We start from the raw sequence: 22,004 nt of genomic DNA, 5'->3' as shown, positions 1-22,004 counted from the left end.
CGCAAATTGTAGCTCTGGCTACACGGCGAAACTGAAGCCGTGCATACTTTCCCTGCGAAACTCGTCGAATGTTGCCGCCACCAAGCGGATGAGTGGCTTGCCATCTTCAGTCGCAGTAATTATCCCGTTATCCACCTCGACCAGCCCATCAGCGACCAGCGGACGAAGCAGTGCCATCTCATCGGAAAATTCCATATCCGGCGCGGCATGATTCAGATCGACACGGAAGTTGCACATGAGGGCGGTAATGATCCCTGCCCGCACGCGATCCGTATCGCGCATTGTATAACCACGCACGGTTGCAAGATCGCCCGCTACTGCCCGCTTGCTATATTGTCCAACATCGGAAATATTCTGCGCGTATCCACCCGGATATTGTGAAATCGATGACGGCCCAAAGCCGATCAGTGTATGGCAGCGATCCGTCGTGTAGCCCTGGAAGTTGCGATGCAGCGCTCCTTCACGCGCAGCAATAGCGAGTGCGTCGTCAGGTAGAGCGAAATGATCAATGCCAACAGGTTGATAGCCGAAGCCGATGAAACTATCCGCAACTGTGCTTGCCTGCGCAAAACGCTCGTCGGCATCCGGCAGGCTGTCCTCGTCGATCAACCGCTGATTGGCACGACGCTGCGGCAGGTGTGCATAACCGAAGCAGGCAACGCGATCAGGCTTAAGCTCAGCGACCCGCTTGCAGGTCTCACGCAGCGTCTCAATCGTTTGCAGCGGCAGACCATAGATAAGGTCAAAGTTTAGCTTATCTATGCCGACTTCTCGCAGCAGAGTTGCCGCACGAATAACCGTTTCAATCGGCTGAACGCGACCAATTGCTTTCTGCACATCAGCATCCACATCCTGAACACCAAGGCTTGCACGGTTCACGCCCATCAACGACAAGGTCTTTGCCAGAATTGGATTGACCGTGCGTGGATCAAGCTCAATGGCGTGTTCCATGTCCGGATGGAAATCAAACGACAGGCGAAGAGCCGCCATGATACGCTTGAACTGCGTGGCATGCAGAATAGAAGGGGTGCCCCCGCCCCAATGCAGATGCACGACTTGCGGACAAGCCGTCAGACTTGCGCTTACAGTTTCAATCTCGCTCAACAGAGCTACGACGAAATTTTCGATGACGTCTTCGCGGATCGCCATCTTGGAATGACAACCGCAATAGTGGCAGATCTCTTTGCAGTACGGCACATGGATATAAAGCGAGACGCTTTCTTCCGGACCGATCTGACGCAGCCAGCGCTTTGTGCTGTCAGGTGTGATAGGCGTGAAATCCACAGCAGTTGGGAACGATGTATAGCGGGGAACGGCAAGCGCCGCATATCGTCTTATCGCGGCTTCATGCATGATGGTTCCACTCCCCGCTCCTGACGATCCGGTGAGAGCCTCTCACCTTTACGCGCACTGGACGAAGACGGGCATTCTGCCGGGCAAGTCGGCATGAGGCGGCAAGGAATCCCGCACACATGACAGCCGATATTGTAATTGCCAGCCACAACGACACCTGTTCACCTCGTATGATCGAGCAGCACTGCAATGTGCTGCATCATCCTCTACGGTCAGGTGTAATGGTGGCTGCGGCAAAGTTCATTGATTTGAATCAACGAATTCAAAACAAAAATATTGGGATTACTGTAAATGAAATTATGCGGCGTCAGGGTCCATTCCGGCAACCGCAGCAAGCGAGCGGCGAGACAATATCTCGACCGTGTTGGCGTCCAGTAACTGGATAAGCCCCTGGGTCTTGAGCTTTGTGAAGCTCCTGCTAACGGTTTCAATCGTCAGGCCAAGATAATCCGCGATGTCAGTGCGGTTCATCGACAGATGAACAAGATTAGGCTTTCCGCCACGCTTTTCCGTGCGTGCGCCTAAAACCAAAAGGAAGCTTGCTAGCTTTTCCACCGGTGCAAGACGCCCCAACACGAGCTGATTATCACGCGCGGTGCGCAATGCTTCGCGAGTCATTTGGTGGAGGCGTTCTTTCAGCCTTGGAAACCGCTCCATCAGACTGTCCATTTCCTTGGTGGAAAAGGCACAAAGCACAGACGGAACAACTGCTTCTGCCGATTGCGAGTAGACGTCATCGTCGGCCAAACCAAGATAGTCACCCGGAACAAGAAAGCCCGCAATCTGGCGGCGACCGTCCGGCAGCGATGTATAGATGCGCAACATACCCGATGTTAGGCTGAAAACGCGGCGCTTTGGATCGCCCTCTTCCACCAACATCTCGTTTGCATCGAGCTTCTTGGAGGTCATAATCGCTTCAAGCGCGCCAAGATCACCGTCATCAAGCGCAGAGCAAACCGCCATACGACGCACGTCGCAATCCACGCACACTCCACAGGGAGCACGATAAGGGGATTTTGAGTCGAATATAAGAGGCGCAACAGCCACGACAAATTCCTAGATAGGGGGATGGGCATGGGCGTGCCCTTCCCCCTAAATTAAGGGTACTAGATGAATACCGCAAAGCGCAATTTCGCCGCAGGGTGGAAACAGCCTTGAGCAAAATCAATAATATAGTCGAAATCGCTTAAATATTACGGCTTCCTGGCTTAATCGCTGGGATTGCAGCGAGTTCCGGCGGCAGGTTATCTGGGGAATAGGCTGGTACTTCGTATTCCGCGAGGGCAATCAACTTCGTTCCGACATCAGCCTTACCCGCTGAACGATCGACGATGCATGCAGCAGCAACCACTTCGATGCCAATATCCTTCATGCAATCGATAGTTTCGCGAATCGAAAGACCTGTCGTGACGATGTCTTCCACGATCACAACGCGTGCACCTTTTGGCACATCGAAACGGCGCAGGCGGAAAACGCCATTTTCACGCTCAACCCAAACCGATGGGACGCCAAGATGGCGTGAAGTTTCGTATGAAGGGATAAGACCACCGATTGCAGGGCCTACGACATAGTCAATCTTGCCGAGATCAGCGGCCTTGATCTTTTCTGCCAGCGCCTTGCAAAGCTTCTCGGTCTTATCCGCATGCATGAAAACGCGTGCTTTCTGCAAGAAGACCGGGCTACGCAGACCGGAAGTGAGAATAAAGTGGCCTTCAAGGATCGCTCCCGCTTCGCGGAAGACGGCAAGCACATCTTCGGTTTTCATATTTGTCCTACCCGTTCACACGCTTTGCGCCACTAACGCTTGCGCTTTCTTTTAGCTGGGAAATGATGCGGTTGAGGTGCTTTAGGTCCCACACTTCAACGTCAATTATCATTTCAGTAAAGTCCGGTGCAGTCCGCACCATTGAGAGATTGTGAATATTGGCGTCGTTGGCAGCAACGATCTGCGCAATCTCAGCCAGCGAGCCCGGCGAGTTGATTGCAGATACGCTGATGCGCGCAGGGAAGCGTTCATGCATCCCTTCATCAATATCCCAGCGCACGTCGATCCAGCGCTCCGGCTGGTCGTCATAGGCCGTCAATGCAGGCGACTGGATCGGGTAGATCGTGATACCGGCGCCTGGTTGCATGATACCAACAATACGATCACCCGGCACAGCACCTTCCGGCGCGAAACGCACTGGCAGATCGGAATTGGTGCCACGGATCGGCACAGCTTTGCGCTTCGGCTTTTCGCCGATCGCAGCGGGTTCTTCGGCACCTTCAGAACCTTCCGGCACCTTGAAGATCATGCCAGCTGCGTTCTGAATGTTAAACCAGCCCTTTTCACCAGTTTTTGCCGGGCTGTTCTGCGAAGTAACGCGCGTATCCTGATAGTCTGGATAAACCGCCTTCACCACATCAGTCGACGGCAATTCGCCCCGTCCCACAGCCGCCAGAACATCTTCAACCTCTTTGCGTGCAAGACGCGGCAAACCAGGCTTGAGGATATCCTTGCTGAAGGCTTTTCCGGCACGCTCAAAAGCCCGCTCGAGAATGCGCATGCCAAGGCCGGAATATTGCTTGCGAACAGCAGAACGTGTTGCGCGGCGGATCGCAGCACGCGCCTTACCTGTTGCAACGAGCGACTCCCATGCTGCTGGGGGCACCTGCGCCTTGGAGCGGATGATATCCACTTCGTCGCCATTCTTAAGTTCCGTCATCAGCGGCATGATACGACCGTTGACCTTGGCGCCCACACAGCTGTCGCCAATATCGGTATGGACCGCATAGGCAAAATCGATTGGTGTCGCCCCACGCGGCAGCGCAATCAGGCGGCCCTTCGGCGTGAAGCAGAAAACCTGATCCTGAAACAGCTCAAGCTTTGTATGTTCTAGAAACTCTTCCGGGTTATCGCCTTCGGACAACTGTTCAATTGTCTGACGCAACCAAGCATAAGCGTTGGTTTCAGTCGAAATCTGATGCGGATTGTTGGCGCTACCACGATCCTTGTAGATCGAATGGGCGGCCACACCGAATTCTGCAATCTCGTCCATGACGCGGGTACGGATCTGCAGTTCGATACGCTGACGCGACGGGCCGATAATCGTTGTATGAATCGAGCGATAATCGTTTTGCTTGGGCGTCGAAATATAATCTTTAAACCGACCTGGGACCATCGACCAGGTCGTGTGAATCAAACCGAGCGCGCGGTAGCAGTCCTGTGTGGACTCGACCATAACGCGGAAGCCGAAAATATCGGATAGCTGCTCGAAAGAAAGGCCTTTGGTTTCCATCTTGCGGAAAACCGACCAAGGCTTCTTCTGGCGACTTTTGACACTCGCCTTGATGCCGTTCTTCTGGAAGATCTCAGAAAGATCTTCTTCGATCTTCTGCAAGAGACCGCGGTTTTTTTCAAGAAGTTCAGCAAGCCGATCTGTAACCGCACGCCAGGCATCCGGATTGATATAGCGGAACGCCAGCTCTTCAAGTTCTTCACGCGTGTCCTGCATACCCATGCGGCCAGCAAGCGGCGCATAGATGTCCATGGTTTCTTCTGCAATGCGCAGGCGCTTGTCTTCGCGCATCACCCCAAGCGTGCGCATATTGTGCAAACGGTCGGCGAGCTTCACCAGAAGAACACGTACGTCTTCCGAGATCGCCAGCAACAGCTTGCGAAGGTTTTCAGCTTGCACCGCTTTCTTGGAAACAAGATCAAGCTTTTTAAGCTTTGTCAGACCTTCGACGAGCTTGCCGATTTCAGGACCAAAAAGCTGATCAATTTCCTGTCGGGTCGCGGTCGTGTCTTCAATCGTATCATGCAAGAGAGCAATCGCGATGGTTGCTTCATCCAGATGCATGTCGGTGAGGATGGCTGCGACTTCGAGCGGATGGGAAAAGTAAGGATCGCCTGATGCGCGCTTCTGACTGCCGTGCTTCTGCATGGCATAAACATATGCCTTATTGAGAAGCGCCTCATTGACGTCAGGCTTGTATCGCTGAACACGCTCTACAAGCTCATATTGGCGCATCATCTACAGAAACTCCCCACAGTCACATACGAAACAACAACTATTCAGATCAGAGCGGTTCCCATTAAACAGAATCCTTTGAGCCGCTCTCTCTTAACTTTTCCGCGCTACCCTACGCAAAACCACTTCGCAGTTTTGTTAGAAAAGCTCCAGATATCGCTAAAAAATAGAATATTTTGCGAGCTTCTGAACCTGTTTTTTACAAACAGCCTTAATTTCTCGTCGAAACCCTACTCAAACTCGCGTGAATTACTGCGTGATGGGCTTTTTTAGCCATCTCGTTCAAGAAGATAAAAACATGCGCTGCAGCCTTGCCGGGCTACAGCGCATGTAAAATACGGTAGTCTGAAAGGCTATTAGAAGTCGTCGTTCTTTTCAGGAGCAACGAGGCCTTCAATACCAGCCAGCAACTCTTCTTCCGACATACGATCGAAGGAAACAACATCGTCTTCTGCAGCTTCGGAAATGCCTTCGGCCAGTGCGTCTGATGCATCGGTGATCTGAGCTGGAGCAGCAGCTTCTGGCTCATCAACCTCGACATGCTTCTGCAGCGAATGGATGAGATCTTCCTTCAGGTCGTCTGGCGACAGCGTTTCGTCAGCAATCTCGCGCAGAGCAACAACAGGATTCTTATCGTTATCACGGTCGATCGTGATCTGTGCGCCCTGGGAAATCTGGCGCGCACGGTGACCGGCCAAAAGAACCAGCTCAAAACGGTTCTCGACCTTATCTACGCAGTCCTCAACGGTGACGCGGGCCATAGGCGGTCCCTTTCATCTCTTAAAACTTATCGGAATTTTCCCAGCACATAACGCTTATGCGTCGAAATTACAAGCAAAAGCGCAAATGCGTAGCGATAACCTTCATACAACAACGATGAACTCGTTATTCTTTGTTAATCTGTATGACAAATGTGTCTCTTGATAAATCTGTATGACAAATACGCGTCTTGGTTCAAATCGGAACAATAGAAATCGTGCTATTATCGGTTGCAATGTGCAAAATTCACGTAATAGTAATTTAGTTTGCACAAATAACAATCCTAGGTTGCTTGTTTTTCTATAATATGTCCTTAGAACGCAATAAACGCATTGGTAAAAATGAATACCACCCGCCGTTTAAGAAACAAATCTGAATAAGCGGTCGCAGGCCCACTCCCTTCCGACCGTAGAGTGGATATATTACACGATGTTCGATTCTCGTGAAAAGATTGCGCTTTTTATTGACGGCGCCAATTTATATGCAGCTTCAAAAACCCTCGGTTTCGATATCGATTACCGTAAACTTTTGAAAGCCTTCCAGAAACGGGGCTATTTGCTCCGCGCCTATTATTACACCGCTCTGGTTGAAGATCAGGAATACTCATCGATCCGTCCACTGATCGACTGGCTTGATTACAACGGTTATAAGGTCGTGACAAAGGCCGCTAAAGAATTTACAGATTCAACGGGCCGACGCAAAGTCAAAGGCAATATGGATATCGAACTGACAGTCGATGCCATGCAGCTCACCGATACCGTCGATCATTTTGTCATTTTCTCGGGCGATGGCGATTTCCGTTCTCTCGTCGAAGCATTGCAGCGCAAGGGCCGCAAGGTTTCCGTGGTTTCCACTCTGACCACGCAGCCAGCAATGATTTCCGATGAATTGCGTCGCCAGGCCGATCACTTCATCGACCTCGTATCACTGAAAGCCGAAATCGGCCGTGATCCTTCCGAGCGCCCACAGCAGCAGCGCCGTCAGGATGACGATCTCGACGACGATTATTGATATCGACTGACAACAGCTCCTAAATCTCGAGCTGCCAAATTGTTTACAAACGAAAAGAGCGCCTAAGTGGCGCTCTTTGTTTTTACAGCGATCCAGTTAAAAATGAATCGTTGGAACCGCTGTAACTTTTTGTTTTTCACATTATCCGCAGCAAAACCGCTTCGCACTTTTGCCGGAAATGCTATAAAGACCTTCGAGCTGGTCAGCCCCGATCACGCAGCAAACGCGATTTCTCGCGGTTCCAGTCGCGCTGCTTTTCAGTCTCGCGCTTGTCGTGATTCTTTTTACCGCGTGCCACTCCAATTTCTAGCTTTGCACGACCACGATCATTGAAGTAAAGCTTCAACGGAACGACGGTCATGCCTTCGCGTGATACGGAGTTAAAAATCCGCGACATCTCGCGGCGGCTTATCAGCAGCTTACGCAAGCGGCGCGGCTCATGGTTGAAGCGATTACCCTGCGTATATTCAGGAATATACGAATTGATCAGCCAGAATTCACCATTCTCAAAGCTGGCATAGCTTTCAGCAATATTGGCCTGATTGGCGCGCAAGGACTTAACCTCGGTGCCAGTCAGAACCAGACCAGCTTCGAGCGTATCGGTAATCTCGAAATTGTAGCGCGCTTTACGGTTTTCAGCGACCATTTTGCGGGCGGGAGAGTTTTTCGGCTTATTCATAATGGCACCATATAATGCTCATTCCCGGAAATGAAAACGCTCCCGCACTAGCGAGAGCGTAAAAATCCATCAACCGGGCAAAAATACCAGCCTTAGTTGACAAGACCGGCGTGTTTCATAGCCTGATCGATCTTTTCAGCCGTTGCTGCCTCGATCGTAACCATTGGCGAACGCAGAACATTTTCAATGCGACCCAAACGAGAAAGCGCATATTTCGGACCCGACGGATTTGGCTCTATGAATAATGCTTTGTGCAGCGGCATCAGGCGATCCTGCAATTCCAGCGCCTTCGCATAATCACCAGCCAGACAAGCAGCCTGGAATTCCGCACAAAGACGAGGAGCAATGTTAGACGTCACCGAAATACAGCCTACGCCGCCATGCGCATTGAAGCCCAGAGCAGTGGCATCCTCGCCCGAAAGCTGGATGAATTCTTTGCCGCAAGTTGCCCGCTGTTCCGAAACGCGTTCGATCTTGCCGGTTGCGTCCTTCACGCCCACAATATTTTTATGGTCGCGAACCAGAGCACCCATGGTTTCCGGTGTCATATCGATTATCGAGCGGCCCGGAATATTGTAGATCACGAGCGGAATAGAGATCGAACGGGCCACACGCGAGAAATGCTCATAGAGACCACGCTGGTTCGGCTTGTTATAATAAGGCGTCACTACGAGAACTGCATCAGCACCTGCCTTTTCGGCGTGCTGCGCAAGCTCGATGGCTTCAACAGTGTTGTTAGAACCGGCACCGGCGATGACAGGCACGCGGCCTGCAGCAACTTCGATGCAAACCTCGATGACACGCTTATGTTCGTCATGGGAAAGCGTAGGCGTTTCACCGGTCGTACCGACAGGAACGAGACCTTTGGTCCCCTCTTCAATCTGCCAGTTAACGAAGTCACGAAAGGCTTTCTCGTCGAACGCTCCTTCACTATCGAATGGCGTGACAAGTGCAGTAATCGAGCCTTTCAGCATCAGTGAACTCCTGAGAAATAGAGACGTAACCCGGCAATACCAAGCTGGCTTTCCTATATGCCAGAACAGTTGCGAGGCGATGCACCATAGTCTCGCAGGGCAAATCCGGCAAGCGGGGGGCCCGCCCAAATCAGCGTGCAAATGACAGTTTTACGAAAATTTCTCAGTGAATGTTTGCTCCAAACTGATCAAAGCATCATCATAAGATATGCCTTTATGGGGCAAAACCGACAAGAGAAAAACATAACTCTTTATTAACCAATGCTTCATGCATCGAGATCATAGTCTTACAGCAGACAGCCACTCCGTGGATCAGGCTTATAAAAGCCCGATTTGAACAATATTTTGCCTGCAATCGGGCACTCTATTCTCGTTAGATCATGTGTAAGAAAAATATAGATATGCCATTAAAGCAAAGAGCGCTCTTTTCGGGCGGTTTGATTATTGCTGCCTCGCTTCTTGCAGGGCAAATGGGGGCTGCATATGCCCAATCATCTTTGCCAACGGAGGTTCCCACGCCGCTGGCACGCCCCTTTGCGTCAACCGCTACACATGAATCGCCAATCAATCTGGTTACCCCTAAGCCTCGTCCTGCTGCGGCACCAGACCCGGTTATTACCTCCTCCTTTAGTCGCGTAGAAAACCCTGCAGCAATTGGCGGAACGCTAAAAAGCGGTCTCGATGCGCTTTATTCCCGGGACATTACGGGGGCAATTGCCTACCGCAATGGAATGCCCAAGGGCTCGCTTGATCGCCAGATTCTGACATGGTCGATCGCGACATCCGGATTGGACGGCGTTCCTAGCGCTGAGATCGCAATGGCAGCATCAGAGTTGCCAGGCTGGCCAGGCATGTCGGCCTTACGCCGTAACTCAGAACGCGCACTTGCAAAAGAAAACGCTTCGGCTTCAACGGTCATTGCGACATTTGGTACAACACGTCCTCAGACAACTGATGGCATGATTGTTCTTGCACGCGCCTATGTAGCTACCGGAAACAGTACCAAGGCGCGCCAGTTGCTAGCGCCATGGTGGGCAACAGAGCGTCTTTCTGCAGACGATGAAGCGAAAATTCTGAAGGAATTTGGCAGCGTTCTGAGCCGAGACGACCATCAGCGTCGTCTTCTGCGCTCGCTTTATAATGATCGCATGCAGTCGGCCAAACTTCTATCTGGCCCCGCACAGGCGCAATCACTTTATAACGCTTACGCAGCGCTTGCGCAAAAATCGCCGAATACGGCAAAAGCCATCGCCGATGTTGATCGGTCTTGGCACTCAAACCCTGCCTATATGTTCCTGCAGATTCGTTTTCTGCGGCGTGCAGATCGCTTCAGCGAAGCAACAGACCTGATGCTGAAAGCGCCAAAAGATGCTGCATCGCTCGTTGATCCAGACGCGTGGTGGGTAGAGCGACGCATTCTATCGCGCGAACTTCTCGATATTAACAAGCCTCAGCTCGCCTATCGACTTGCAGCAGCACATGCTGCCGAATCGCCCACGATGGCAGCCGAAGCCGAGTTTCATGCGGGTTGGTATGCATTGCGTGCACTCAAGCAGCCAAAGCTTGCGGCCCCGCATTTTGCCAAGATTGCAGAGATTTCATCCCGGCCAATTTCCGCTTCCCGTGCCTATTACTGGTTGGGTCGCGCATCAGAAGCTGGCGCTGGCGGTGATGCACAGTGCTACTATCGACGTTCGGCACATTTCGGCACCACGTTCTATGGTCAGCTTTCCGCCGCAAAGCTCAATGAGAAGGCGCCAGAGCTTGCGTATCCGAGACCAACTGATGCCGAGCGTGTGCGTTTCTCTGGTCGCCCTGCTGTGCAGGCGATCAAGCGTCTTGAGCAGATTGGTTATGGAAATCGCGCAACCTCACTTTATACGCAGCTCTCACAAGAGCTCGGTAGCGTTGGTGAACTCGCCCTTCTCGCTGTGATGGCAGAGAAAAACGAGAACCATTATCTGGCTCTGCGTGTTGGTAAAGCTGCTGCATTCCGTGGATTGGATGTCGGTGCGCTATCGCATCCGATTGGCGCCATTCCAGCACATGCAAATATCAGCGGCTCTGGCAAAGCGCTTGCCTATGCGATCGCGCGTCAGGAAAGCGAATTCAACATCAGTGCAGTTTCGAAAGCTGGTGCGCGCGGTCTGTTACAATTGATGCCAGAAACGGCGAGAAGCGTTGCGACACGCAATGGGATGGCTTTCTCTGCACCGAAGCTCACAACCGACGCCGCTTATAATGCGACACTGGGCGCGCATTTTCTGGGCGAACAGCTCGATCGCTTCAACGGATCCTATGTGCTGACTTTTGCCGGTTATAATGCTGGCCCTCGTCGTGCATCCGATTGGGTTGCAAAATATGGCGATCCGCGCGGTAAACCGATTGAAGAAGTTGTCGATTGGATCGAGCGAATTCCGTTTTCCGAAACGCGAAACTATGTACAGCGTGTGATGGAAAACTATGAGGTTTATAAAGCTCGCCTCACCGGCAGCGCCGATATCCGAACTGACCTGATTTATGGCCGACGTTGAGTCGGCCTAGTCGGAAAGTTTAGATTTCCAATCTCAAGCCTGTGTCTTCTTTGTACGCGGCGCAGCCTTGGCTTTTGGTGCAGCTTTCTTTGCTTTAGAGCCTCGCTTGGACGTGCCACTTGGGGAAGTTTCAACAAGTTTCCCCGCTTGAACGATCCAACCTTCACGCGAAACGCGTCCGGCGAAACCAATGCGGCGTTCGATCCAAGCTGCTTCGTCAGTGCTCCACTGTGCGATTTGCGCATAATGAAACACCCCAAGCTGCTGCAGCATTCCTTCTACGGCTTTCCCAACTCCGTTAATTGCCGTCAGATTATCCGGCTTTCCACGTATTGGTGCATCCAGCAATTCTGGACGATCAGGGTCTTCGACGACCGCAACAGCTTCTTCAACTAAGGCTTGTTCGTGGGCAACAACGCTTTCCGCTTCTGGCGGAGTGACTTCTTCTTCTGAAGCGTTTGTTGCCTGTGCCTCAGCTTCAATAACCGGCTCGGTTTCCTGCCCGCCAACCACTTCAGCTTCTGACGGCGCAAGCGGCTCAGGCTTTTCGTCGATTGCTGGCGAAGAGAGAGCCGCCGCTATGATCGTATCTTCCTTATCATTAGCGGTACTTTTCTTGCCTCTAAAGAGACGTCCCAAAACGCAGCCAATCACAAAGGCAACCGCAATTAGAATCGCCAGTTGGATGATCAACATCGGCATATTTAGGTTCCCTCATACTCTACGCATCTGCGCGTGACCCCAGTCACTGCAGTCAATCAAAAATACCCCGCACAAATCGGCCATTCATTCCCTTGCCGCCCTACTCTGTGACCAGTCACTTTGCAGCGGTCAACCATCCCACTGCAATACCTATCACAAGCGACAACAAGAGAACCGGCCAGAACATTCCCGCAAGATAAAGCATCCAAATTCCGCCTATCATCCAATCCGAAGCACCCCTTCGATATACATAGGAAAGGGAGCGAAAGGCCTTGTGTCAATTGGGATCTTCTAAGAAACAGGGGAAGAAAGCCGCTAGACGTAAAAAGATATCAAGGCCGAGCAATTTCCGAACTCGATAGCTTCAAACCGAGCGGCAGAGGGGCTTTCAATAGAGCGGTCAACTCGTCATAGGCTGCGTCATTCAGTGCGTGCCCCTTGATCGTTATTGTACCGTCCGAGATTTCAATATCGGATCCAGCCATTTTCTTCGCGAGATCAATAGCTAAAAGTACGCGATCTTGAAACTCAGGTGGAGCCCCTCGCGCTAACGCCATCTGATCGTCGACGAGATTGGTATCGCCCGCCGACTCTGCTGCACTCATTATAGAATCACGCATTCCATTATCTGGAATGAAGCCCGACAGAACTATGCCTTCATTGTTTTTAGTAAGTTTAAATACATAAGGACTGGCTTCTTGGAGAACCGTCGTGAGATCGGAGAGATCACCAATACCATCGACTTCCTGCAGAGCCTTAACGGCAAGCTGTTGGGATTCCGGGTCTGGAGCCATACCCTTCAGTACAACATCACGACCATCAACATCAAAACCTGTCCAGGCATAGGGTGAAAGCGCGTGCCCCGTACGTTCGGCAATGTCAGTTTCGACCCGTTCGGCGCCGAACCAAAGTGCGAGCGATGTGAGCGCCGCTGTCCATGTTACGCCTGGCCAAAACCATTTCATCATATGCCCATTACTCCGCAGCCAATTCTATCGTTACCGACTAACTCCAGAGAGACTGCCAAGCGCAAAAAAGCAAGACATATGCCGCACTTTAGAAATGAACATAACAAAAAACCCGGCAGCTAAGCTGCCGGGTTTCCTGTAACCAATCCGTAAGGATTAGAACGAACGCTGGAAGCGGACCATACCCTGCCAAGCGTCGTCACCCTTAAGTTCGGAACGACGGTCGTCCCACTTGGTGTACGAAACTTCTGGAGTGATGGTGAAGCCTGGAACCAGTTCGTAAGCTACGTTTGCAGTAGCTGCGAAGGTCTTTGCGTCTTCATAAGCGAGCTGTACGTTGAAGGTAGCCTTTTCGGTTGCCTTGAACTTTGCGCCGCCCCAAACAGCCCAATCGCCACCCCAGGTGCCGTAGAAGCTGTCGATTGCACGAACGCCGTACCAGCTGTTTGCATCAGCTGCATCGCGGTAGCCAGTGATTGCGTAATGGTCGTTGTTCGACTTGTAGCCGCCCTGTACCCAAACCGAGAACTGGTCGGTTACGTTTACGTCCAAACGAACCTTACCGGCCCATTCTTCGTTAACTGCGTCGTAAGCAGCAACACCAGCGATCGAACCCCAGCCCTGAGCGTACTTCAGGCCACCAACAACATGTGGCGTGTAGTCGTCGATAACGCCGTTGAAGTCGATGTCTTTGTTGTTGCCCTGTTCAACAGCGATAACAGCCGAGAAGCCGTTGCCACCGGTGAAGGTGTAGCTGATTGCGTTGGTGCGGTAGCCGCCAGCGAGGATCACGTCGTCGAGGTAACCAGTGAAGGTTACGAAGTTCGACTCATCGAGACCAAGACGCAGGCCGCCGAGCTGAATGTATGCATAACGCAGATCGCCGGACGAACCGTTGTCGCCGTTGTTCCAGTCGTAGCGGGTTTCAGCAAACGTCTTCAGGGTGCCGAGTTCGGTTTCCGAAGCGGTCGAGAAACGAAGCGTGAAACGTGCCTTCTGAGCATAGGTGTCACGATCAACGCCTGCACGGGTACGTGCATATACGTCATCGCCGCCACCTACGTCGTAACGAACGTAGCCGTGAACGCGCAGGCAGGTTTCGGTGCCTGGGATGTAGAAGTAGCCAGCGCCGTAAGCATCGCAAACGCGGACATATTCAACTGCTTCTGGCTCTGGTGCGACGATTGCGTCGGCAGCCTGAGCGCCGGAAGCTGCAACCAGAGCTGCAGCGGAGCCGAGGAGAAGGCTCTTGATGTTCATTTCTGACCTCCAGTCAAAGTTAAAAATGGGTCTGGGCATTCTGATTTGGCTGAAGGACAACCTGTCCCCATCCCCTGATGAAAAAGTCGCCCCGAAGCGCTCCTTCTTCTGGATGTGAAGATACTCGCCAACTTTTTCGTTTCAACATCGAATATCGCTCCCAAGCTTTGTTGAGCTTCTATGAGGGACGGTTGTTGCAGAAATGACACGAAATTGCCCCCTTTGGAGCCGTGATTTTAGACTTTGTTAACGTATGTAAACGCCGGTTAACCGGTCTTAACGATTGAAAACACGTATTTTTTGAGTCTGGGCTGTGAATAGCGCCGCGAATCCGCTGAACGGATATCCAAATGTGGCGTTGGAAGAAGCTTTATGGCGTGGCGCTGTCGAATAATAGAGAAGAGGTGGCGAATCTCTCCATGCTAAGGCGCCTCAGAAAGCTGCTTTTCACAGGCTTTGAAGCCCGCGATTCCGGCTTATTCACACCCCCCTATATATAAAAGTCCAAAATATACTGAGAATTTTGACGTTACGCGCTCAAATCGCTTGAAATGATCCACCGTACCGGCTATCTCGCCCTTACCGGAGAGGTGGCCGAGTGGTCGAAGGCGCTCCCCTGCTAAGGGAGTAGACCTCATAAGGGTCTCGTGGGTTCGAATCCCATCCTCTCCGCCACTATCATCAAGATGATGATTTCCTCCTTAGAGCACCTGTTTCCCCTTCGTTAGGCGCGCAATTTTTGCCACTTTTTGCCACGCAGTAAGTTTTGGCATCGTTGGATGCCAGCACCTGACTTTTTCATGCCTTTGCATTCAAAAAGATCAAGCTATTGAAGTTATGTGCTTTTTTGACTTCTTGTCGATTCTTGACTGGAGGTCAGAAATGAACATCAAGAGCCTTCTTCTCGGCTCCGCTGCAGCTCTCGTTGCAGCTTCCGGCGCTCAGGCAGCAGACGCAATCGTCGCGCCAGAGCCAGAAGCCGTTGAATATGTCCGCGTTTGCGATGCTTACGGCGCTGGCTACTTCTACATCCCAGGCACCGAAACTTGCCTGCGCATCCATGGTTATGTTCGTTATGACGCAGCTGCTGGCCGCGATGCCTACAATGGCTACGACGCAAAAACCTGGAACAAAAACACGCGTTTCACGCTCCGCACGTCGACTGCGACCGAAACCGAACTCGGTACACTCAAGACCTACACTGAAAACCGCTTCAACTTCACGAACGGTGAACAGGGCAGCCACACGCTGAACTTCGCATACATTCAGCTCGGCGGCCTGCGCATGGGTCTCGATGAATCGGCGTTCCACACCTTCACTGGTTACCTCGGCGACATCATCAACGATGACGTGGTTGCTGCTGGCGTCTATCGCACCAACCTGATCAGCTACACCTTCACCGGTGGCAACGGCTTCTCGGCTGTGTTGTCGCTTGAACAGGGTGGCGACGGCTATCAGATCGACGGCGATTTCGATGGCGATGGCGATATTGAAACCGTTGAGTTCTCAAACCGTATTGATGACTACATGCCACACGTTGTTGGTGGTCTGAAGTACGCTCAGGGTTGGGGCTCGATCGCTGGTGTTGCTGCTTACGACGCAAACCTCGAAGAATGGGCCGGCAAGGTTCGTTTGGACGTAAACGTGACCGAACAGTTCTCGGTCTGGGTACAGGGCGGCTATTCTTCGTATGAAGGTAACTACGGCATGTACGGCAACTGGGGCGGCGATTGGGCTGTCTGGGGCGGTGCAAAGTTCAAGGCTACCGACAAGGCAACCTTCAATCTTCAGGGTGCTTACGAAGATTGGGGCAAGACCGCAATCGCAGCAAACGTTGCCTATCAGCTGGTTCCTGGCTTCACCATTACTCCAGAAATCAACTACACCCGTTGGGATAGCGACCATCCAGCTCGTCTGGCTGGCGACATCGCAAACAAGGATGCATTCGGCGGCATCATCCGCTTCCAGCGTTCGTTCTAATCTGAACTACGCTTGAGCATCTGACGCCAACGGGAAACCGTTGGCGTCGTCATTTGGGGAGCGTTCACAAAAACGTGAACAAAATTCTTTCGCGATGGGGATCTCGACGGAATTTGAAATGGGGGAGTTGCGGGGACGAACAAATTGGGGGCGAGAGGTTCTATTAGAGGATCAAAACATGTCTCCACATAAAGTTAGCTCACTTATCTTGTACTCGATGAATTATTTCTCTATGCATGCTTCCCATAAAAAAATGGGGGACTTGCTATGATCGTCGTTGGGGGCACGAGGATCGATGGAGGCGAAGCTTATTCGCCGGTCATCGACTACAACCTTGAATACACATCCGTCAGAAGCCAGAATCACAGGCTCGTAGAGCAATTTTCGCTCGCTGAACTGGCTGGAAAGTATATCAACATCCTTTGGGATGACGGCTCACACAAGTATAATGTGAAATCGTTCCTTGGTGAAATTGATGAGATTCTGAAAGGCGTGCGCTTTTCAGGATTTGATCAGGAAATGCTCGACTCCGTCATAGGTTCGCTTCGTGAACGCGGCAACAGCAATGCAACCATCAATAGAAAGATGGCTGCGCTGAGCAAGCTGCTGCGAAAGGCGCATAAGATGGGGGACATCTATAATCTGCCGGAGTTTGTCCGACAGAAAGAACGTGCGGGACGGATTCGATTCCTCGAATATGAGGAAGAAAAGCGCTTGTTTGCGGCGGTTAAAGCACGTTGCGAGGACAGTTATCGCCTCAGTATTTTCCTTGTCGATACAGGTTGCCGCTTAGGCGAAGCCATTGGGCTCACCTGGAATGACATTCAGGAGCATCGCGTTACGTTCTGGTTAACGAAGTCGAACCGCAGCAGAACGGTTCCGCTTACAAAACGAGCGAGAAAGTCTACGGATATTGCGCATGAGCGGCTTAAAGGCCCCTTCTCCATGCTCAATCAGGTACGATTCCGCCAGATTTGGAATGATGCAAAAATCGAAGTCGGACTTGGAACCGATGATCAGGTGGTACCGCATATCCTGCGACACACCTGCGCGTCTCGCCTTGTCCGAGGTGGAATCGATATTCGCCGCGTACAGATGTGGCTCGGCCATCAGACATTACAAATGACGATGCGTTATGCTCATCTCGCTACTCATGATCTCGATTCTTGCGTGAAAGTTCTCGAAATTCGATAACGAGAATATTGAATAATGACTTGGTTTCGCGAGTTTGCGCGAAATCCGCTCGTTTGAAGTAAGTTAGGGTATGTGTGTCGCGCAATTCGACAAAACTCGAGATGCGCAGATTCACTCTGGCATGACGCTGAATACTGATTCCCACCTGAATTGAAGCCCAAGATTCAGCTTTCCAAAGCACGCCTTGTGTCGGACGTCGTGCTGATTCGCCTCTTAACGGGTAGTTTCTTCAAAAGGATCAATAATCAGGATTTACATAACTGCCTTTGAAAAACCTGAGGCTGTCGCTATCAGAATATGCGTGGGGGTTATTCCGTATCGGACGCCGATTTGATGCGTTGCGGCATATCCGATGCGACTTTAACTTCATTATTGAATTTCCCCAATTCGTGATGTGGCAAGACCCGACACAAATTGCTATTCCTGCTTGATCTTTTATCGAACGCCCGAGCAAATAATTGACGGTGAATTGACATCACCTTCGGTTCTGCTGCCTCATCCACCAGACCAAGTTGACCGGAAACACAATGGCATCGCCTCGTCTTACGCCGCTTGTTGAAAGCCTTCCCTCCACTGTCCCGTTCATAGGCCCTGAAACACTGGAGCTACAGCGCGGAAAACCTTTCGTTGCCCGAATCGGTGCTAATGAAAGCAGCTTCGGGCCTGCCCCATCTGTCATTGAAGCCATGAAGCAAGAGACATCCGAAGTCTGGAAATATGGTGATCCAGAAAATTATGCGTTACGCCATGCTATCGCAGCGCACCATGGCGTGAAGCCAGAGAATGTCATGCCCGGTGCAGGTGTTGATGCTTTGCTGGGACTTGTTGTCAGGCAGTATGTTCAGCAAGGTAACAAGGTCATCAACTCTTTGGGCGGCTATCCAACGTTCAATTATCACGTTGCAGGCTTCGGTGGCACTCTACTGACAGTTCCTTATCGCGACGACAAACCTGATCTTGATGCGCTTATCGACAAAGCACGCACTGAAAACCCTGCGCTGCTTTACATCGCGAATCCAGACAACCCGATGGGTACGTGGCACGAGGGATCAGACATTCAGGCCTTCATAGAGCGAGTGCCTGAAACGACGATGTTGATTCTCGACGAAGCCTATTGCGAGACGGGGCCAGCATCTGCCTTCCCACCATTTGAGTTGGAACGTCCCAATATTCTACGTATGCGCACTTTTTCAAAAGCTTATGGACTCGCCGGAATTAGGGTCGGCTATGTTCTTGGCTGCGCAAGTGCAATCAAATCATTCGACAAGATTCGTGATCATTTTGCGGTTAATCGAATTGCACAGGCTGCTGCAATCGCAGCATTAAAGGACCAAGCATATTTGCGCGACGTGGTCGAACAAATCCATGCTGGACGCAATAGAATCGCAAAAATAGCCGAGCTGAATGGGCTGAAGCCGATTCCCTCTGCAACGAATTTCGTCACAATTGATTGTTGCCACGATGGCGCCTTTGCCACTTCCGTTCTCAATGGTTTGATTGAGCGAGATATTTTCGTTCGAAAGCCCGGCGCACCTGTTCTTGATCGCTGTATTCGTGTGAGCGTCGGTGTGAAAGCACAACTGGATAAGTTTGAGATAGCCTTGCCTGATGCGCTAGCTGCCGCTCGAAACGCTTATAAAACTGCCTGATAGTGGAGAAACTTCATGTCGATCCTACGGAATAATCAGCCTCCCAGTGCTCTGTTTGGCACACTCGCTGGTCTGTGCGGAGCTCTGGCAATTGCTTCTTATGCAGGTGCGGCTCATGGCGGGGACAACCATCTTGGCACTATCGCACCAATGCTTCTGGGTCATGCTCCAGCTCTGCTTGTTTTATCGCTGATCGTGCCGAACAGTCGTGTAGCGAATATTGGCGGGGCATTACTGGTGGTCGGTTTGGTCTTGTTTTGCGGAGATCTGTTTATGCGTGACATGACCAGTAACAGACTCTTCCCAATGGCAGCGCCTACAGGCGGAAGCCTGATGATTCTTGGCTGGCTCGTGGTCGGTATCAGCAGTTGGTTCAAGAAAACCTGATTTTATAATGCGGAAACTTAACCAGAAAAAAAGGCCTTGCAAATCTGCAAGGCCCTCTCTCCAAAACGGGTTAAGTTCAAACCGACTTATAAGCCGTCTCAGATTTGGGTTTATGAATTGCCCTTGAGGCGTGCATTGCAGAGGCTGTAATAACCGCCGCCCTTCTGAACCCACTTCAAACCACCAAGTGCATTGGCGTCTTTCAGAGTGTGATACTGCTCAAGGCAGGTGTGCATACGTGCCTTGCCAGCAGATTCGCTAGAGTATTTTGCCGAAACAGCCGTTGGGAATTTGACACCCTTTGGTGCCGCTACTGTTGGAGCAGCAGGTTCAGAATTGCCATCCGTGGTGAGTGCTACAGCATCAGCACCTGGACCACATTCCGCTTTACGGAAGTCATTCCATTTGGCACCGCCGTCAGTACCGGCATCTTTTGCCGCCTGATATTTGGCACTGCACTGCTTCATGGTAAGACCTTTGGCATCATCTGCAGCTGTCGTCGCTGCACTTTTCGCCGGTGCGGCAGCTTTCTTTGCGGGAGCTGCTGGAGCTGCTGGAGCAGCCGGAGCTGCAGCTGCAGCTGCAGCTGCATCATCACCACACTGGGCTTTGCGGAAGTCGTTCCACTTTACATCGCCAAGCGTGCCAGCATCTTTGGCGGCCTGATATTTCGCGCTACATTCTTTCATCGTCAACGCGCTTGCAGGAGATGAAAAAGCAAAGGCAGATGCGCCTAGAATGATTGCGGTACCAGCAAAGGCTGTAATGGTACGAATAGACATCTCGTCGCTCCCTATCGGATACGGACTATTGATTTTGTTGCATTCGGATTAGCGCTGACCGCTCAAAGCGATCTATTCAGAATATCCGGCCTGCTTTGCCGGTCTTCACACCTTGTAAATTTGTCTTCACCACCAAGCTTGATGCCAGACAAGTTGACTGTCAATCACTCTCTTAATATTACCACTGTCTACAATACAAAAATTCTAACCGTCATTCTTTAGTCGTTACGTAAATTTGAATGACGCGAAGTAAATATACAGTAATTCCATGATCTTGTCTCAGCTTTATTGCAACACAGTTAAAATCCGGAGCTTGCCCAGATGATAAAAAGGATCATGATCATTGGTGGCGCAGGTTCGGGAAAGTCCACCCTCGCCCGTTCGCTTGGTGCAATCACCAAATTACCAGTTATCCATATCGACACCATCTATTGGCTACCCAATTGGACAATGCGCTCTCGGGACGAAATCGGCCTTCTGAGCGATGAGGTTGCGGATCACGATGAATGGATATTTGAAGGCAATCACAGCGAAACAATGGCGCATCGCGCAGCACGCGCCGACATGATTATTTTTCTGGATATCTCAACCCCAACACGCCTTTGGCGCGTCCTGCGCAGAACACTTCGCCATTACGGTCAATCCCGTCCTGATATGGCGGAAGGCTGTGACGAGCGCTTTGATTGGGAATTCCTAAAGTTTGTGGCTAATTACCGCAAAAACGGGCGTATTCTGGCAAAATCTTTTCTGGAAAGCGCCCCTTCGCATCTGAAAAAGCATCATCTACGCAGTCACAAGGATGTAGAGCAATTTCTCAGTGAAACTCGCAACGAAATAATCCGAAAAAATGAACGTTCAAAGCTGAGCTAAAATAAAAATGCGACGTTCAAAATAACAATATTGCTAGCAGTGCCGTCGGGCATCCGCGATGCTATATTTGCGAGGTCTCCCAAGACTTGGCGCTGGCGCGTGGCACATTATCCATCGGATCAGCGGGAATATGCATACACTCAAATGACGGATCATTGCTCCGGCCCTTTGAGTAATCTTGTCCGAATTTCCGGTTTTCGCAGTTCTGGAGTTAAATGTGACCGATATCGCAGATAGCGCCTCCCCGCTTGTCGATGTGACCAGCACACTGGGGGTCGATCGTCATCGCCTTTATGAAGATGCAATCGCCATGTTGATTGGCACTTCATTCATTGCGTTGGGCATTACGCTTTATAGTCAAGCGACGCTTATGACAGGCAGTACGGCAGGTATCGCGTTGCTTATCCAGTATGCCACCGGCATCGGATTTGGCTTGCTTTATTTCGTGATCAATCTGCCGTTCTACTATTTTGCTGCAAAGCGGATGGGCTGGCCATTTACGATCAGAACGTTCATCGCCGTCGCACTTCTATCTCTCTTTGCCAAACTCATTCCTTTATGTGTTGATTTCAGCTCAATCAATCCGCTCTTTGCAGCGCTTATGGGCGGCACACTTATGGGCATGGGCGTTCTGGCACTTTTCCGCCATCGTTCCGGCGTGGGCGGCGTCAATATTCTCGCGCTTTACTTGCAGGATGCCTATGGCATTCGCGCTGGTTGGTTTCAGCTCGCGCTCGACATTATCATCATGCTCGGATCGCTGTTTTTCATCCCGTGGGAAAACATGCTTCTGTCGCTTGTGGGTGCGATTGCGATGAACGTTATCATCGCAATCAACCACAAACCGGGGCGCTATCTCGGGATCAGCTGAACAAAAAGCCGCCTCATT

The 22,004-nt window shown here is 51.3% G+C and carries 19 protein-coding genes and 1 tRNA gene; 9 read left to right on the top strand and 11 right to left on the bottom strand.

What is annotated here, in order from left to right; all coding sequences use genetic code 11:
- Positions 1-18: 18 nt before the first annotated feature.
- From hemN to rpoZ, 5 genes are all read right to left on the bottom strand, one after another.
- A complete protein-coding gene (gene hemN / locus ABWV94_RS01125) occupies positions 19-1,353 on the bottom strand; it encodes an oxygen-independent coproporphyrinogen III oxidase (RefSeq protein WP_113498213.1) in 1,335 nt (444 codons plus the stop codon).
- A gap of 297 nt (positions 1,354-1,650) precedes the next feature.
- On the bottom strand, positions 1,651-2,316 hold the full coding sequence (locus ABWV94_RS01120) for a helix-turn-helix domain-containing protein (protein WP_153223320.1): 666 nt from the start codon (positions 2,314-2,316) through the stop codon (positions 1,651-1,653).
- A gap of 223 nt (positions 2,317-2,539) precedes the next feature.
- Positions 2,540-3,118 carry an orotate phosphoribosyltransferase gene (pyrE, locus tag ABWV94_RS01115; protein ID WP_113498215.1) on the bottom strand — a complete coding sequence of 193 codons (579 nt, stop codon included), beginning with the start codon at positions 3,116-3,118 and terminating at the stop codon, positions 2,540-2,542.
- A gap of 7 nt (positions 3,119-3,125) precedes the next feature.
- Positions 3,126-5,369: a RelA/SpoT family protein gene (locus tag ABWV94_RS01110; protein ID WP_064320376.1), complete on the bottom strand. Its 2,244-nt coding sequence runs from the start codon at positions 5,367-5,369 to the stop codon at positions 3,126-3,128.
- A 353-nt stretch (positions 5,370-5,722) separates the two neighbouring features.
- Positions 5,723-6,127 carry a DNA-directed RNA polymerase subunit omega gene (gene rpoZ / locus ABWV94_RS01105; RefSeq protein WP_007874272.1) on the bottom strand — a complete coding sequence of 135 codons (405 nt, stop codon included), beginning with the start codon at positions 6,125-6,127 and terminating at the stop codon, positions 5,723-5,725.
- A 427-nt stretch (positions 6,128-6,554) separates the two neighbouring features.
- On the opposite strand from rpoZ, the gene ABWV94_RS01100 reads away from it, so the two are divergent.
- The gene (locus tag ABWV94_RS01100; RefSeq protein ID WP_064320375.1) at positions 6,555-7,136 is read left to right on the top strand and encodes a LabA-like NYN domain-containing protein; all 582 of its coding nucleotides are present in this window, start codon (positions 6,555-6,557) and stop codon (positions 7,134-7,136) included.
- A 202-nt stretch (positions 7,137-7,338) separates the two neighbouring features.
- On the opposite strand, the gene smpB is transcribed toward ABWV94_RS01100, so the two are convergent.
- On the bottom strand, positions 7,339-7,815 hold the full coding sequence (gene smpB, locus ABWV94_RS01095) for an SsrA-binding protein SmpB (RefSeq protein ID WP_024897322.1): 477 nt from the start codon (positions 7,813-7,815) through the stop codon (positions 7,339-7,341).
- 92 nt (positions 7,816-7,907) lie between these two features.
- Positions 7,908-8,789: a 4-hydroxy-tetrahydrodipicolinate synthase gene (gene dapA / locus ABWV94_RS01090; protein ID WP_007874261.1), complete on the bottom strand. Its 882-nt coding sequence runs from the start codon at positions 8,787-8,789 to the stop codon at positions 7,908-7,910.
- A gap of 470 nt (positions 8,790-9,259) precedes the next feature.
- Between dapA and ABWV94_RS01085 the strand changes: the two genes are divergently transcribed.
- Positions 9,260-11,323: a lytic transglycosylase domain-containing protein gene (locus tag ABWV94_RS01085; RefSeq protein WP_113498416.1), complete on the top strand. Its 2,064-nt coding sequence runs from the start codon at positions 9,260-9,262 to the stop codon at positions 11,321-11,323.
- A gap of 33 nt (positions 11,324-11,356) precedes the next feature.
- Here ABWV94_RS01085 and ABWV94_RS01080 read toward each other — a convergent pair whose 3' ends face one another.
- The 3 genes from ABWV94_RS01080 to ABWV94_RS01070 form a co-directional block, all read right to left on the bottom strand.
- Positions 11,357-12,025, bottom strand: coding sequence for a helix-hairpin-helix domain-containing protein (locus ABWV94_RS01080; protein WP_113498219.1), 669 nt, complete (start codon positions 12,023-12,025; stop codon positions 11,357-11,359).
- A gap of 332 nt (positions 12,026-12,357) precedes the next feature.
- Complete coding sequence (locus tag ABWV94_RS01075; protein ID WP_079211687.1) at positions 12,358-12,993, bottom strand: BON domain-containing protein; 636 nt, start codon at positions 12,991-12,993, stop codon at positions 12,358-12,360.
- A gap of 156 nt (positions 12,994-13,149) precedes the next feature.
- Positions 13,150-14,253: a porin gene (locus tag ABWV94_RS01070; RefSeq protein WP_353412480.1), complete on the bottom strand. Its 1,104-nt coding sequence runs from the start codon at positions 14,251-14,253 to the stop codon at positions 13,150-13,152.
- A 584-nt stretch (positions 14,254-14,837) separates the two neighbouring features.
- Between ABWV94_RS01070 and ABWV94_RS01065 the strand changes: the two genes are divergently transcribed.
- The 5 genes from ABWV94_RS01065 (at position 14,838) to ABWV94_RS01045 (ending at position 19,463) form a co-directional block, all read left to right on the top strand.
- Positions 14,838-14,928, top strand: a tRNA-Ser gene (locus ABWV94_RS01065).
- Between the two features lie 207 nt (positions 14,929-15,135).
- The gene (locus ABWV94_RS01060; protein ID WP_007874255.1) at positions 15,136-16,233 is read left to right on the top strand and encodes a porin; all 1,098 of its coding nucleotides are present in this window, start codon (positions 15,136-15,138) and stop codon (positions 16,231-16,233) included.
- 267 nt (positions 16,234-16,500) lie between these two features.
- A complete protein-coding gene (locus ABWV94_RS01055; RefSeq protein ID WP_007874253.1) occupies positions 16,501-17,427 on the top strand; it encodes a tyrosine-type recombinase/integrase in 927 nt (308 codons plus the stop codon).
- 527 nt (positions 17,428-17,954) lie between these two features.
- On the top strand, positions 17,955-19,076 hold the full coding sequence (locus ABWV94_RS01050; RefSeq protein ID WP_113485069.1) for a pyridoxal phosphate-dependent aminotransferase: 1,122 nt from the start codon (positions 17,955-17,957) through the stop codon (positions 19,074-19,076).
- Between the two features lie 15 nt (positions 19,077-19,091).
- The gene (locus tag ABWV94_RS01045; protein ID WP_113485068.1) at positions 19,092-19,463 is read left to right on the top strand and encodes a DUF423 domain-containing protein; all 372 of its coding nucleotides are present in this window, start codon (positions 19,092-19,094) and stop codon (positions 19,461-19,463) included.
- A 110-nt stretch (positions 19,464-19,573) separates the two neighbouring features.
- Here the strand turns inward: ABWV94_RS01045 and ABWV94_RS01040 are convergent, their stop codons facing one another.
- On the bottom strand, positions 19,574-20,245 hold the full coding sequence (locus ABWV94_RS01040) for an antifreeze protein (RefSeq protein WP_353412477.1): 672 nt from the start codon (positions 20,243-20,245) through the stop codon (positions 19,574-19,576).
- Between the two features lie 321 nt (positions 20,246-20,566).
- Between ABWV94_RS01040 and ABWV94_RS01035 the strand changes: the two genes are divergently transcribed.
- Positions 20,567-21,115, top strand: a complete 549-nt coding sequence (locus tag ABWV94_RS01035; protein WP_113498223.1) for a P-loop NTPase family protein — start codon at positions 20,567-20,569, stop codon at positions 21,113-21,115.
- 217 nt (positions 21,116-21,332) lie between these two features.
- Positions 21,333-21,986 (top strand): YitT family protein, encoded by a 654-nt coding sequence (locus tag ABWV94_RS01030; protein ID WP_112805180.1) that lies wholly within the window; start codon positions 21,333-21,335, stop codon positions 21,984-21,986.
- Positions 21,987-22,004 lie beyond the last annotated feature (18 nt).

Source organism: Brucella sp. NBRC 12953, assembly GCF_040369775.1.
Lineage (GTDB): Bacteria > Pseudomonadota > Alphaproteobacteria > Rhizobiales > Rhizobiaceae > Brucella > Brucella pseudogrignonensis.
This window is presented reverse-complemented; position numbering and strand designations above follow the sequence as displayed.

What these genes read in the sequence shown, in the direction of transcription:
- ABWV94_RS01075 (WP_079211687.1), bottom strand. Translation starts at nt 12,993, where the DNA reads ATGATGAAATGGTTTTGGCCAGGCGTAACATGGACAGCGGCGCTCACA.
- ABWV94_RS01070 (WP_353412480.1), bottom strand. Translation starts at nt 14,253, where the DNA reads ATGAACATCAAGAGCCTTCTCCTCGGCTCCGCTGCAGCTCTGGTTGCA.
- ABWV94_RS01100 (WP_064320375.1), top strand. Translation starts at nt 6,555, where the DNA reads ATGTTCGATTCTCGTGAAAAGATTGCGCTTTTTATTGACGGCGCCAAT.
- ABWV94_RS01035 (WP_113498223.1), top strand. Translation starts at nt 20,567, where the DNA reads ATGATAAAAAGGATCATGATCATTGGTGGCGCAGGTTCGGGAAAGTCC.
- ABWV94_RS01060 (WP_007874255.1), top strand. Translation starts at nt 15,136, where the DNA reads ATGAACATCAAGAGCCTTCTTCTCGGCTCCGCTGCAGCTCTCGTTGCA.
- ABWV94_RS01110 (WP_064320376.1), bottom strand. Translation starts at nt 5,369, where the DNA reads ATGATGCGCCAATATGAGCTTGTAGAGCGTGTTCAGCGATACAAGCCT.
- ABWV94_RS01080 (WP_113498219.1), bottom strand. Translation starts at nt 12,025, where the DNA reads ATGCCGATGTTGATCATCCAACTGGCGATTCTAATTGCGGTTGCCTTT.
- ABWV94_RS01055 (WP_007874253.1), top strand. Translation starts at nt 16,501, where the DNA reads ATGATCGTCGTTGGGGGCACGAGGATCGATGGAGGCGAAGCTTATTCG.
- ABWV94_RS01050 (WP_113485069.1), top strand. Translation starts at nt 17,955, where the DNA reads ATGGCATCGCCTCGTCTTACGCCGCTTGTTGAAAGCCTTCCCTCCACT.
- pyrE (WP_113498215.1), bottom strand. Translation starts at nt 3,118, where the DNA reads ATGAAAACCGAAGATGTGCTTGCCGTCTTCCGCGAAGCGGGAGCGATC.
- rpoZ (WP_007874272.1), bottom strand. Translation starts at nt 6,127, where the DNA reads ATGGCCCGCGTCACCGTTGAGGACTGCGTAGATAAGGTCGAGAACCGT.
- ABWV94_RS01085 (WP_113498416.1), top strand. Translation starts at nt 9,260, where the DNA reads ATGGGGGCTGCATATGCCCAATCATCTTTGCCAACGGAGGTTCCCACG.
- dapA (WP_007874261.1), bottom strand. Translation starts at nt 8,789, where the DNA reads ATGCTGAAAGGCTCGATTACTGCACTTGTCACGCCATTCGATAGTGAA.
- ABWV94_RS01120 (WP_153223320.1), bottom strand. Translation starts at nt 2,316, where the DNA reads ATGGCGGTTTGCTCTGCGCTTGATGACGGTGATCTTGGCGCGCTTGAA.
- smpB (WP_024897322.1), bottom strand. Translation starts at nt 7,815, where the DNA reads ATGAATAAGCCGAAAAACTCTCCCGCCCGCAAAATGGTCGCTGAAAAC.
- ABWV94_RS01045 (WP_113485068.1), top strand. Translation starts at nt 19,092, where the DNA reads ATGTCGATCCTACGGAATAATCAGCCTCCCAGTGCTCTGTTTGGCACA.
- hemN (WP_113498213.1), bottom strand. Translation starts at nt 1,353, where the DNA reads ATGCATGAAGCCGCGATAAGACGATATGCGGCGCTTGCCGTTCCCCGC.
- ABWV94_RS01040 (WP_353412477.1), bottom strand. Translation starts at nt 20,245, where the DNA reads ATGTCTATTCGTACCATTACAGCCTTTGCTGGTACCGCAATCATTCTA.